Below are 13,001 nucleotides of genomic sequence, written 5' to 3'. Positions count from 1 at the left end.
CTTGATATTTTACTAGTGCAATCTATATTTCTATTTGCTTTATAATATAAATTCGCGGTAAGGCACATTCCAGACTACCTCATGCGCCAGACGATGTCCTTCATAGCCGTCTTCCCCATAAGCTGTACCATGATCGGAAAAAACCATGCAAAACGTCTTGCCCCGATTTCGTAAAGCATCAAACAAACGTCCAAGCTCACCATCCACATACCGCAAGGCTGCTCGTTGAGACTCCACTGAATCTTTAGCTGAGCCCTTCACAAAATAATGATTAGGCCCATGGATCGCTGATACATTCAGAAACAAAAACAAGCGCTGCGACGGGTCTGTATTCCCCAACAGTTTCAGAGCATGATTCACCTGATGCTCCGTCGAACGGGGATTGGTAACGCCAAAGTTCATACGCCAGTAGCTTTCTTGGAAATACCCTGGCAGCACTTTGGCAAGCTTATTTTTCTTCGTGAAAAAAATAACGCCGCCGATACAGATGGTCCGATAACCTTCACCCTCTAGCCCGGACACAATATCCGGGGCATCGAACAGCCAGGTATGTGGATGCGTACGCAGTCCCGTATCCTTTGTGTGAAACAGACGGATATGTGAAGTCTTATCCGTATTCGCTGGAGTCGGCAAAAATCCGCCAAAAAAGGCATGATGTGCAGCATAGGTAAAGCTACCCGGTGTATGACGCTTTTCCCACGACCCGGAGCCGCACAAATTCGGACAGTTCTCTTCCTCCAGCTTTGCTACATCATAACGCAGAGTATCAAGCGTAATCATGACAATATCATGAGAGCCGACAATTTGGTTCATATCAATCATATCTGTCTTTCCTTTCCGTACCCACGCTCCTATTAGCGAGGTGCTGCATTTCCCATTCATACGGATTCCAACCCTGATGCTCAACCCGGTACAGCAAATCACCGAACGGATTAACATCCAATACATAGGGACGACCGCCATGAGCCGGAACCAGCACATCCAGTCCAGCAACCATGGAGGCTGGAAAAACACTCATAGCGGCTTTCGCCGTAAGCTGGATCGATTCCACCGTATTCTGTGGTAATCCGGCTTCCTTCAGCGTGAGCCGCTCATTACGCAAATGCAAATTCGTAATGGGGCTGTGGCTCAAACGTAAAACCGCATGGCAAGCTTCTGATCCGCACACGAGTTGGCGCACATCATAAACACGCCCGTTCAGGGTCGCTTTGGGAATCCAGCGCTCTACATGTACCCCTTCCAGGCATAGCCAGTTAAGGATAGCATGAATGTCCTGCTTATCCGTATAACGACGCAGTCGTCCGGCATTATAATACACGCGCTGTCCGCGTATGATTTCCGTTCCAATCGTGGTCACCGCCAGTTCCGCGTGTGTATGGGGATGTACCTGATAGGCCATGACACCAGAAGCACCAGACCCACAAAATATTTTCACAAATACGCGGTGAAACCCGCTCTCCTTTATTGCCGCGTGCAGATCGACAACATCATGAAATGCACCACCTGAAGATGCAAGCACTGGCGGGACTCTTATATCTGCCTTGCTTAAATCGGCGCTACAACGCCGTTTGTCGAACATCACGGCCACTTCCGCCGGATCGTTCATCCAGTATGACGAGGGCCAGAGCAGAGCCACTTCATCCCGCAGCCAGGCCAGCAGACGGCAATAGCCCCGGAACCATTGTGCCGGGTGCCAAATACGACCGTGCTGCTCCTGCAGACGTCGCGCTTCTGCCGCCGATATACTTGTGCCTTGTGTCCATTCGGGCCATGGCAACAGAGAATCGTCTCCCTCACCATCCGAGGCGCCAAGAGCAATCAACTCACGCTCTACCTCAAAGCTTTCGCCCGGTGCATCCAGACGAAGCAGCGGACCACTGTTCATCTGCCCCGCCAGTAACTGATCAATGCTCTCTTGCAGAAAGGAACTGCCATTCACGCTATCATGCGTAGCTCGCGCAGCTATTCGCGCCATCAGCTCTCTCAGACCTTGTTTCTGCCGAATAGCTTCCAGCACATTCTTATAGGAAACCTCCAGAGCGGGTGGAAGCATTAATCTGCTTCGCGCCTCCTGCAGCCCGGTAGTTCGACGATTCCCCGGATTACCGAACAAGATAAACGGCTCGCTGACATTACAGTCTGACATCTTAACCATAGAGCCGCCTCACTTTAGATCATTTTAATTTTGAAAACAGTCCGTTTTAAGTCCATTTGTATAAATTACTCAGTCAGTGATGGATAACGCCAATCATCTTCCTCATCCGCTTCTTGTTGATCTTCCACGTTCACAGATAGACCCGAGCTTTTCCAACGTTGCATCATTTCACTAGACATATAATGATAGCTCAAATCCAGATGCTTCAGCCCTTTTATACTTTCACTAGCCAGCAGCGCTTCTGCACCTTTATCAGACAACGTACCTTGTGAGAGATCCAGCACTTCCAGTTGTCCAATCACAGGGGCATTAGCTGCTGCAATTGCAATTTCATCCTGTATTTCACTATCTTTCAGTCCCAAGTATGTAAGTTTGGGGAAAGGATTGCTATTCAAAAACGGCAAAACATCTTTCAGGTTACCGTCAAAACCATAGTTATCGACACCCAAATACAGTTCCAGCTTGCGCAGTTCAGGCAGTTCTGCATTGTGTATTTGCTGAAGAACGCTCACAGGCAGGCCGCCACAAATAATAACCAATTCCTGAAGGTTGTTATGACGAAGTGGTTCCAGACTCAGGTCCTGGCTTCCTTTGATATGAAAGGACTCCAACGCTGGAAACGCTTCTAATAACGGGGATAGATTCGTCTGGTTAATCCATGAAACCTCACACTCATCATATTCCATATCACCAATAAACAGCTTGCGTAACTTAGGGAAATGATCTTTAAGCTTCACTAACACTGGGATGAAATCATCTGGTGAGCTCTCATAGGCTCCACCCCAATCTCCAATGATCAGATCCGTAACTTCCGCGCTCTCCGGCTTGGCTGCCAGTTCCTCAAGCAATTTAGCCATCGTTTGGCCATTCTCATAAGCTTCAAAATCCACTACCAATTTTACTTCCATCTTACAATTCCTCCGATCATTTATCTGAGAATGTAATAAAACTTGAAAACTATCTATTTCCAATTTAGTCTATCCTATTCTACCAATGTTCGTCAAAAATAGTCCTATATCGACATCAATCCTATGTAAAATGTGCTCAATGAAATCAAAACAAGACAGCCCACTAAGCAGGCTGTCTTGCGCATATGTCTATAATAAACTTCTACTATTATATAGTAGTAATTCTAGAACCAAATTATTGGCTAATTGTAATCGGTGAGTTATCGGACAGCAATGCCAGATTATTCACGATCACATTCTCCTCATTGCCCAAGCCACTGGTAACGAGTGTTTGTGAACCTGCCGTCTGAACAGTCTTCACTTCCTTACGTTTCGCATGGTCTCCGTTTACAACATATACATATTCTTTACCTTGATCCTTTTGAACTGCCGCAGTAGGAACCACAATGCCTTCTTGTGCATTGGCAGCGACAAAGCTGATATCAGCCAACATGCCGGATTTCAGTTTTGTGTCTGGATTCGCAACTGAGATTTTTACAGGATAGCCTTTTCCACTTGCATCCAACGGGCTTACATTTTTAACTGTACCTGTTGTTACAATGTTGGACGCTGCAACACGAACCTGTACCTTGTCACCTACTTTTACATTGTTGATCTGTTCCGCTGGAACATAGATTAATGTATTGACCGTACTCAGATTCGCAATGACCAGCGCAGGAGATTGAGCGGATACCATTTCGCCCACTTCTGCATTTTTCGTACCCACAATACCATTAATCGGTGATGTAACAACGGTGTCATCCAATGCATCCTGAGCAATGTTTACATTCAGCTGAGCCTGCTTAAGAGATTGTTGGCTGGACTCGATGACCGCAGTATTTTGAGATACTTTGAGTTGGTTTTGCGCATTGCTGTAGCCACTATTGGCATTACTGTAGCTATTTTTTGCTGAATCATAGCTGTTGCGAGCTGTAGTCAAGGCCTTCTGCGCAGCTACCAACTGATCTTGTGCATTAGCCTGCGCATTTTGTGCATTATTGTAAGCCGCTTCCGCATTCACAACTGCTGTTTTGGCTTGTTCTAATTGTGCTTGAGTGCTCGCACCTGCATCAAATAGACTTTGTGTACGTGTTACATTCTTCTGTGCATCTGCCAAAGCTTGCTGCGTTTGTTTCACCGTATTGGCTGCCGAGGAGACACCATGTGTTGCTTGTTCTACGGCTGTAGTGGCTTGATTAATAGCCCCCTGTGCCTGATTGATTGCACTTTGGGATTGAATCACGCCGCTCTTGGACTGCACTAAGCCCGAGTTTGCTTGAACCATCGTAGATTCGTGGGATGCTTGAGCGGTGCTTACTCCGGCTGCTGCCGCAGCTGCTGCGGCGCGAGCTTTCGCAACATTATTCCGCATGTCTTTATCATCAAGCTTGAACAGTACTTGACCCTTTTTAACCTCGGAGCCAATATCCACAGGCAGCTCAACCACTTTACCGCCCACTTTAGGCACAATGTTCACCGTCTCCGAAGGTGTTACCGTTCCTGTATAAATATTTCCCTGTCCGATGATGCCTTGCTGTGCTTGGCTGATTTTAACCGGAACGACCATGTCCTGAGCCGCCCCGCTATTACTGGAGCAGCCTGCCAGCACTGCGCCGCCGAGCACTAAAGCCGCTAATGTACTTTCTACTCTCAATATTTTCATGATAATTCCCTTTCTTTCTGTCCGTGGAAATAATGTAAGTCATCCAGTCGATATTTTGTACTTCACTTATTTTAAGCTTCCGGCTGTGTCTTTGCTTTCTTCCTCTGAATAAACAAAAAGATGAGTGGAATTGTGCAAAACAGCGGTATGGATGAAATGAGGAACGTATCCCCAATTCCTCTTGATGTAGCATCCAGTGTGATTAAACTACTTATGGATGACATCCATGAGCTGCCCAATGTCGCTTGAAGCGCATGAGCCGAGTCTGGTGTAATGGACTCCGAAATTTGCTGGGCATGAGCAGCCGAACGGCTTTGCATAATGGCGGTTAGCACCGCAATCGCCATAGATGCAGCCACAGTACGTACCAGATTGGACGCTGTAGACGCATTGGCTACCTTGCTCGGATGAACGGCATTCATGCCGACCGTGGATAATGGCATCATGCAAATACCAATTCCCAGACCCCGTAATGCCATTACGGTTTCCAACCAGGCATGCGAAGTATCTGGCGTAAGCTGGTGAAGATGATAGGTCATAAAGCTGGTTAGCGTCAGGCCCACAAGTCCCAAAGGCACAATGCCGAACTTATCGAACAGCTTCCCGGCAATAGGCATCATAGCCGCCATGGCAATGGCCTGTGGAATGAGGATAATACCGGTATCAATCGGTGACACACGCTGGATATTTTGCAAAAACAACGGTGTTAGGAACGTTCCTCCGTACATCCCCATCATGACCAGACTAGAGGCAATTACACTAATCGTATACTTTGAATTCTTGAATAATGAGATTTCAATTACAGCATTATCCTTGCCGCTTTCTACATAGATCAGAAAAACAAGTGCCCAGAAAGCAATAAACAGCAGGGATACAATTCCAAAAGAAGTCCAGCCATCACGCTGGCCGTTTGTCAATGCGTACAAGAGTGTTCCGGCACAAGTTGCCGCCAGCAAAAAGCCCGGTAGATCAAACGGCTTCGGCTCTACTTTAGGCGGTTCTTTGATTAGAAGAATAACCATTAAAATTGCAAATAAAGCAACTGGCACACTGACAATAAACAAGAATCGCCAGTTAAACCACTCAATTAAATATCCGCTGAGCGTAGGCCCTACAGCCGGCGCTGCCATTGCAGCGATCCCCCATATACCAAGGGACATACCGATTTGTTCACGCGGCATAATTTTGTAAATAATCGTCATACTCAGCGGCATAATAACACCACCGCCCAGACCAGCCAGCACCCGTGCTGCGATCAGGGAAGAATCACTCCATGCAAAAATACATATTCCCGTTCCCAGCGAAAATACGCTGAGCGCAAGAATCAAAAACTTTTTGTATCCGAGGCGCTGCTCCATATATCCGGTAATCGGTACGATTACACCAGATGCAAGCGTGTAACCTGTAATAACCCACTGAATACGTGTCGTCGTAGATCCTAAATCTGTCGTCAATCTAGGAATGGCGACATTGATCAGACTGTTGTTCAGAATGGCGACAAAGGCGCCTAAAACGATAGCGAAAAAGGCAAGCCAGCGTTCTTTGGAAGAATCTGTCGAAGGAGCAGCAGCAATATCATTGGCAGCCACATGGACCCCTCCTTTTTAAGGTGTATGAATTTTTACTTCCACGTTCGTTCCAGGAATAAGCTTCAGATCCTTCGGCTTGTTCACAGCAATCTCTACAGGCACACGCTGAGTCACCTTGTTAAAGTTACCACTTGTGTTCACTGCAGGAACGAGTGAGAACACGCCGTTGGAGGCTTCGCCCACTTTACGAACTTTCCCCTGAATCACCTGGTCACCTGCTGCATCAAGCGTAATATCAACAAGCTGTCCTGGTTTAATACGGTTAATATCAGTTTCTTCAATATTCGTAGATACGTACAAGCTGTTCATATCCACCATAGTTGCAACAGCACTACCCGGCGATCCGATTTCATGCTCTTTCGAATAAATCTTAATGACGGTTCCGTTGATCGGCGCGCGCAGTACGGACTTGCTGATCATACTCGCATCCAACCCCGATACATCCTGCTCGGCAATCGGTTCATTACGCTGAACAACATCTCCTTCTTCCACATCAATGTGACTAATTTCTCCAGAGATTTGCGGCATTACCTTATATTGATCGGCTTGAACGCGCGCATCGTCACTTTTAACAAAGTGTGTTGCTTGATACCAATAATAGTAGCCAATAGCTCCACCGCTCAGAATGAGCAGTACAATGAGGATTGGCAATACAGTTTTCTTACTCACTTCTTCCACCCCTGTTGTCCAAAAAATTTTTATTATTCAACGCTAATATTTTAAAATTGAAATATTAGGCCATTAAACCAAATAGAGAGCGTAAATAAACACATGGCAACATTCCATGCAAAAGACAGGACTATCTTATGTACATAGGACAATCTGATCCATGGTCCACAAACCGCCTTTTATATTTAAATATTTTCATATAACTATTGTACATTGAAATATTATAGATATATTTATCTATTCAGGCAACATAAATTTTCAGTTTTTTCATAATTTTTTTTCATAAAAAAGAACCTTGTTTCCAAGGCTCTTTCACGAAAAGGGATAGTTTACAATTAAAGGGTTACACAGTAACGTTAAGAGAAAGGCGTAGGTACAGCTGACCGTTGTTTGCAGTTTTTCGCCTCCTGCCCTTCCTTCGTGTTCTTATTCATTCTGTTTCCCTGAGAAACTTGCTCCCCTATGCACCCCCCGCAAAGGCAGCGTTCTGCCGTCCCATGTACATCCTCTTTGGAATCCCGTAATAGCCGTACGTAATCCAGAGATTGCTGTAAAGAAGCAGGTCCCGGAATGAAGCGAACCTTTTTGCCTTCCAGCAGACAGTATACCTCAATAAGCTGAGGAAGAGCTCCAAATGCATAATAACAAAATACATTTGTCATATGTTGGAATGTACTGACAACGTTAGGATTATAGTCAACGATGTACTTTTGAATGAGCAGGGAATCTGCTTCTGCTGATAGTTGCCAAGCAGCCTGAACAATAAGCGAAATATTGACCTCTAACTCAGGCACAGACGTACAAAATTGTTCATACAGCATCACAGGCACCATCAAGTCATTATTTAAGCCACAAATTTTTGACAACTCACCTGACACTTTATTTTTGACATCCCAATAATGGAACAAAGATTCAAAGCTATCTGACTGCTTGGGCCACCATTTCTCCAGCACATACTGGACAGGGACTTCCCGCCGTACCTTTACTTCCATTCCAAAGTATTCGTTAAGCGCATGCCCTACTGCATATTGAACCCGTTGCCGCCAATTCCAGCCCTCACGCCCTCTTTTCCTCTGTGATTGACGGATTGGCTGTGGAGTTCTCCACATCTCCTCCAGCTGATAGTCGTGCAGAAGAGGAAAGCCGCTTAAGCTATCGCTATTGCGCATACCTATCCCTCACTCTCTTCTCAGGACACTTCAATACCAGCCTGTGCAAATTGTCTTCCGTAAGCTCGGCAATTCTCCTTGTCATCATCCAATGGATTGAACTCAATCTTCAGACTCTCTTGAATGACCGATGCACCGCGTTCTTTGACTTTTTCCTCTACCAAGTCCACTGCGCCACAGAATTGCGTATAAGATGTATCTCCACTGCCAAATACTGCGGTCTTTTTACCAGACAAATCAAGTTCGTCTAGTTCCTCGTAAAAATCCAAAAATTCATCAGGAAGCTCACCATCTCCCCATGTATATACACCCAGTAGGAACCCGTCATATGCGAGCAGTTCTTGCGCGCTGCAATCATACGAAGCCTTCAACTCCGCCTCATGCCCTGCCTGACGAACGCCCTCGGCGATCAATTCCGCAATTTCCTCTGTATTACCGGTCAAACTGGCATAAGCAATCATGATTTTACCCAAGTTCATCCCTCACCTTTATTTGAAATATGGGATGCTTTCACTCCCTGTTACTCAAATAATATTTGATAATGATTCTCATTGTCAAATATTAATTTCAAAACTAGCTTTATTCTTGGGGAGATATACGCAAAACAGCCGCATTACATGCGACTGTTGGCTGATAATCTCTATGGATAAGCACATTAAATTAGAGCCTTGTTTAATTAAGTAGAATTTCAGCTGTGTTGATAAAAAATATTATGTACGTACAATCCAATCCGTTTTTCATTATTTTAATAAAAAAACGGATTGTTGTACGTACAAGTGGGATTGATTTCATTTTAATATGGAAGCGCTATAATTACAAGTACATCCGAGAAAAAATATTTTAGACCATTTGACTACTTACTTATTTATGTAATCATTCGATTGTTGCTGAGGTTTGTTGTACAATAGACTCCATATGGGGATTTCTGTGCAGCTTGCTGCCTAAATCCTGAATTGACTGCTGAAGGATGGATTGTACATGTATGTAGCACAAGAGTGGAAAGACTATGAAGTAATGGATACAGGCGGTGGTGAAAAACTGGAACGTTGGGGTGATATTGTCCTGCGTCGTCCCGATCCGCAAATCATATGGCCTTTGGCCCAGGAAACAGCCGAATGGCGTAATGTTCATGGGCATTATCACCGCAGTTCCTCCGGTGGCGGCAACTGGGATATGAAAAAACCTATCCCCGAGCGCTGGACAATTAGCTATGGACCGCTTAAATTCCACATTAAACCGACCAGCTTCAAGCATACCGGTCTTTTTCCGGAGCAAGCAGCGAACTGGAGCTGGATGATGGATAAAATCAAAGGCGCAGGCAGACCGATTTCCGTACTGAACCTGTTTGCATACACGGGAGGAGCCACGACTGCTGCTGCGTATGCTGGAGCCAGTGTAGTTCACGTGGATGCCGCCAAAGGCATGGTACAGTGGGCAAAGGAAAACGTTCAATTGTCTGGTCTGGCTGACCGTCCGGTACGCTTCATTACGGATGACGTATTCAAGTTCGTGCAACGGGAACAACGTCGGGGCAACCGTTATGATGCCATTATCATGGACCCCCCTTCTTACGGACGCGGACCGAACGGAGAAACTTGGAAGCTTGAAGAAAGCTTATACCCGTTTCTCGAATCCTGCATGAGCATCATTTCGGATCAACCGCTGTTCATGCTGATTAACTCCTATACTACAGGTATTTCGCCTACTGTATTGCGCAATATGCTGAGCATGACCATGCAACAAAAGTACGGCGGACAAATTAGCGCTGGTGAAATCGGATTGCCGATCACACGCTCGGGATTGAATTTGCCTTGTGGTATTCTCGGACGCTGGGAGGCTTAAATTCCTCTTATGACTCAAAATGAACTTACCCGGCATGAGCATGCACTGCCCAACATTCCTGTCCTATATGAGGACAATCATGTTTTGGCAGTTGTAAAGCCTGTCAATGTTCCAACGCAAGAGGATGCCAGTGGTGATCCTGATCTGTTGTCTTTACTCAAGGAAGATCTAAAAATCAGACACAATAAGCCTGGTAACGTTTTTTTGGGCTTAGTTCACAGACTGGATCGGCCTGTAGGTGGGGCCATGATTTTTGCTAAGACGTCCAAAGCTGCTTCTCGCCTGTCAGAGTCGGTACGAAGTCGTCATTTTCACAAACTGTATACCGCAGTTCTGAATGGCGTTCCGACGGACCCACAGGGCCGTCTAACCCATTACTTGCTAAAGGATAGCCGAACCAACACGGTTCAAGCGGTTCGACCTGGCACAGCTGGTGCGAAAGAAGCCATTTTGGAGTACTGCGTGATCGGACAAGCAGATGGACTCAGTCTCGTGCAGATTAAGTTGCACACCGGACGCTCACACCAAATTCGTGTGCAAATGCAGGCGATCGGCTGTCCCCTCTACGGTGACCAAAAATATGGCGGTCATCTGAGCCGATCCGGTCAACAGCTGGCGCTCTGGTCCTTACTCGCTGGAGCACCGCATCCGGTTAGCAAGGACGATATGAGATTTCACTCGTTACCTCCTGTCCAATTTCCATGGAATGAATGGCCAAGGTCGCTTTATGAGAACATGATTACGTCTGAAATTTGAATCGGAAAGCCCTGCTCTATCTGAATATCGATCTTCGACCCCATTTGCACAAAGAACCTGCAACGCATGTGAACAACCATGCATTGCAGGTTCTTTTTTTTGCAGAAAATTAAATTAATGCGTCATCTCATCCTTTTATGACGAGGAAGCCACGGACTGCCCCTTCTTGCTGTTTACCAGCTGTTGACGGGGATGGGCGTTTTGTGCATTCGTATTTTTGATGAAAAATGCTAAAATCAGAGCGGCCACACTCAACGCTGTTGCAATGATAAAAGCCGAGTTAATCCCATAAATCGTAGCTTGATTACCTGCAGCCAGCATCCCCGCTTTATCCGTCACGCTTAGTCCCTCAGATGTAACAATCGATGTCAAGCGGTTGCTGCTTTGTGTGGACATCACTGTCACCAGAATTGCCGTCCCAATCGAGCCGGAAATCATACGCAGCGTATTACTCATCGCCGTACCATGTGCATTCAATCGTTGCGGAAGCTGATTCAACCCGGCCGTTTGGATCGGCATCATCAGCAACGACATCCCGAACATCCGCACCGTATAATTAATTAACAGTGTCATATAGGTGGTTGTTTCGGTCAACCTTGTAAATTCCCAAGTCGTTATAACCATGATCAGCAAGCCAATTACAGACAACCAGCGTGCTCCGATTCGGTCAAAAATAGCCCCCGTTACAGGAGACATGAGCCCCATCAGAATCGCTCCCGGTAACATCAGCATACCAGACTGGAGCGGTGTAAAACCCCGAATATTTTGCAAATAAATCGGAAGCAATATCATACCGGCGTACAAAGCCATCGTCACAATCACATTAATGATTGTCGTCAAGCTGTATACATCGTATTTAAAGATACGGAACTCCAGCATAGGCTCATCTGCCTTCAGTTGGCGAACAATAAACAAAATAAGCGCAATTGTCCCAACGATAAGCGTAGACAGGACTGGAATACTTCCCCAACCTGATGTTCCTGCATCACTAAAGCCGTATAACAGTCCACCGAAACCGAGCGTAGACAAAATGATGCCTGGAATGTCCAGCTTTGGCTTGGACTGCTCCGTTACATTTTTCAGAAAAATAAATCCGATCACAATTGAAATTACTGATATCGGCAGGATGATCCAGAACAATACCCGCCAGTCATAATGCTGTACTATATAACCGGATAAGGTTGGCCCAATGGCTGGAGCAAAACCCATCGCAATCCCCAGGGTTCCCATCGCCCGGCCACGACGCTCTATTGGGTAGATGTTCAAGATAACGACCATCATTAAGGGCATCATGATACCTGCCCCCGCGGCCTGAATAAGCCGACCGATCAGCAATATGCTGAAGCTTGGCGCTATAGCACATAACAGCGTCCCGATTGAAAAAATAGTCATCGCGCTAATAAACAATTTACGAGTGGAGAAACGGGCAATCAAGAACGCGGTCACCGGGATCAATACCCCATTCACGAGCATAAAGCCCGTGCTGAGCCACTGAGCTATATTGGCATCTATATTCAGATCACTCATCATTTTCGGTAAAGCCACACTGATCAACGTCTGATTTAATATCGCTACAATCGCGCCAATCAACAGAGCGGCCACAATGGGTGCTCTGCGTACATTACCTGGTAGTGTCATTTGAGGACTGCTCAAGTTGATTCATTCCCTTCGGTGTTAATTTCATGATCATTTGTTTATGGATATCCAGGACCATCTCTAGCTGGTCCTTCGGGATGTCCAGAATGGGCAAGACGCGCTCCATCCACATGGCGTCTACTTTTTGCATGATATCTTTCCCTTCCGGCGTAAGCGTCAACACTAAGGATCTACGGTCATGCTCATGCCGTCCGCGAGCAATATATCCCGCCTTGGTCAAGCGGTCAACCACTCCACTCATAGAGCTGCTTCCCACATGCGCTATATCTGCCAACTCGGATAATCCGATGTTGGGGCGTTTATTCAGAATTGCCAAAGCCATATGCTGAATGGCCGTCAGATCCAAATGCTGCTCCTCATTCCAGAAGGCATAAAATATCGTTTTGTTAACCTCCCTTACCGATTGAATAATCCGGTACACCTCAAGTCTGTCTTCCTCTCTGTCACTCACTGAAACCATCCTTCTTTCTAATACCCAATTCACAATCCATATAACATAAACAAGCAACTATTTGTACACGAATTGTTATTTATTAATAACTATTATTTTATCAT

General features: G+C 45.9%; 12 protein-coding genes. 2 read left to right on the top strand and 10 right to left on the bottom strand.

Translation table 11 applies throughout. The features are described 5' to 3' along the window. Positions 1–39: 39 nt before the first annotated feature. The 8 genes from ACL9RM_RS05130 to ACL9RM_RS05095 form a co-directional block, all read right to left on the bottom strand. Positions 40–822, bottom strand: coding sequence for an STM4013/SEN3800 family hydrolase (locus ACL9RM_RS05130; RefSeq protein WP_061831587.1), 783 nt, complete (start codon positions 820–822; stop codon positions 40–42). Continuing rightward, on the bottom strand, positions 815–2,155 hold the full coding sequence (locus ACL9RM_RS05125; protein ID WP_165177100.1) for an STM4014 family protein: 1,341 nt from the start codon (positions 2,153–2,155) through the stop codon (positions 815–817). Before ACL9RM_RS05125 ends, ACL9RM_RS05130 begins: the two co-directional genes overlap by 8 nt. A 65-nt stretch (positions 2,156–2,220) precedes the next feature. Next, positions 2,221–3,063 (bottom strand): STM4015 family protein, encoded by an 843-nt coding sequence (locus ACL9RM_RS05120; protein WP_165177102.1) that lies wholly within the window; start codon positions 3,061–3,063, stop codon positions 2,221–2,223. A gap of 235 nt (positions 3,064–3,298) precedes the next feature. After that, the gene (locus ACL9RM_RS05115) at positions 3,299–4,765 is read right to left on the bottom strand and encodes an efflux RND transporter periplasmic adaptor subunit (protein ID WP_165177104.1); all 1,467 of its coding nucleotides are present in this window, start codon (positions 4,763–4,765) and stop codon (positions 3,299–3,301) included. Positions 4,766–4,836: 71 nt separating this feature from the next. Further along, positions 4,837–6,354, bottom strand: coding sequence for a DHA2 family efflux MFS transporter permease subunit (locus tag ACL9RM_RS05110; RefSeq protein ID WP_235309639.1), 1,518 nt, complete (start codon positions 6,352–6,354; stop codon positions 4,837–4,839). 15 nt (positions 6,355–6,369) lie between these two features. Beyond that, on the bottom strand, positions 6,370–7,023 hold the full coding sequence (locus ACL9RM_RS05105; RefSeq protein ID WP_414126211.1) for an HlyD family secretion protein: 654 nt from the start codon (positions 7,021–7,023) through the stop codon (positions 6,370–6,372). A gap of 356 nt (positions 7,024–7,379) precedes the next feature. Beyond that, on the bottom strand, positions 7,380–8,192 hold the full coding sequence (locus tag ACL9RM_RS05100) for a hypothetical protein (protein ID WP_235309638.1): 813 nt from the start codon (positions 8,190–8,192) through the stop codon (positions 7,380–7,382). Positions 8,193–8,212: 20 nt separating this feature from the next. Next, the gene (locus tag ACL9RM_RS05095) at positions 8,213–8,671 is read right to left on the bottom strand and encodes a flavodoxin (RefSeq protein ID WP_069289771.1); all 459 of its coding nucleotides are present in this window, start codon (positions 8,669–8,671) and stop codon (positions 8,213–8,215) included. Between the two features lie 499 nt (positions 8,672–9,170). Here ACL9RM_RS05095 and ACL9RM_RS05090 point away from each other — a divergent pair, with 499 nt between their 5' ends. Continuing rightward, complete coding sequence (locus ACL9RM_RS05090) at positions 9,171–10,034, top strand: class I SAM-dependent methyltransferase (protein WP_028540694.1); 864 nt, start codon at positions 9,171–9,173, stop codon at positions 10,032–10,034. Positions 10,035–10,043: 9 nt separating this feature from the next. Next, the gene (locus ACL9RM_RS05085; RefSeq protein ID WP_250261160.1) at positions 10,044–10,790 is read left to right on the top strand and encodes an RluA family pseudouridine synthase; all 747 of its coding nucleotides are present in this window, start codon (positions 10,044–10,046) and stop codon (positions 10,788–10,790) included. Between the two features lie 135 nt (positions 10,791–10,925). On the opposite strand, the gene ACL9RM_RS05080 is transcribed toward ACL9RM_RS05085, so the two are convergent. After that, the gene (locus tag ACL9RM_RS05080) at positions 10,926–12,428 is read right to left on the bottom strand and encodes a DHA2 family efflux MFS transporter permease subunit (protein WP_061831578.1); all 1,503 of its coding nucleotides are present in this window, start codon (positions 12,426–12,428) and stop codon (positions 10,926–10,928) included. Beyond that, positions 12,412–12,897: a MarR family winged helix-turn-helix transcriptional regulator gene (locus ACL9RM_RS05075; protein WP_250261159.1), complete on the bottom strand. Its 486-nt coding sequence runs from the start codon at positions 12,895–12,897 to the stop codon at positions 12,412–12,414. Before ACL9RM_RS05075 ends, ACL9RM_RS05080 begins: the two co-directional genes overlap by 17 nt. Between the last annotated feature and the right edge of the window lie 104 nt (positions 12,898–13,001).

The organism is Paenibacillus sp. S29, from assembly GCF_049319765.1.
Taxonomy (GTDB): Bacteria; Bacillota; Bacilli; order Paenibacillales; family Paenibacillaceae; genus Paenibacillus; species Paenibacillus polymyxa_B.
Note: the sequence above shows the minus strand (reverse complement) of the source record. Positions and strands in the feature narration are given on the sequence as shown.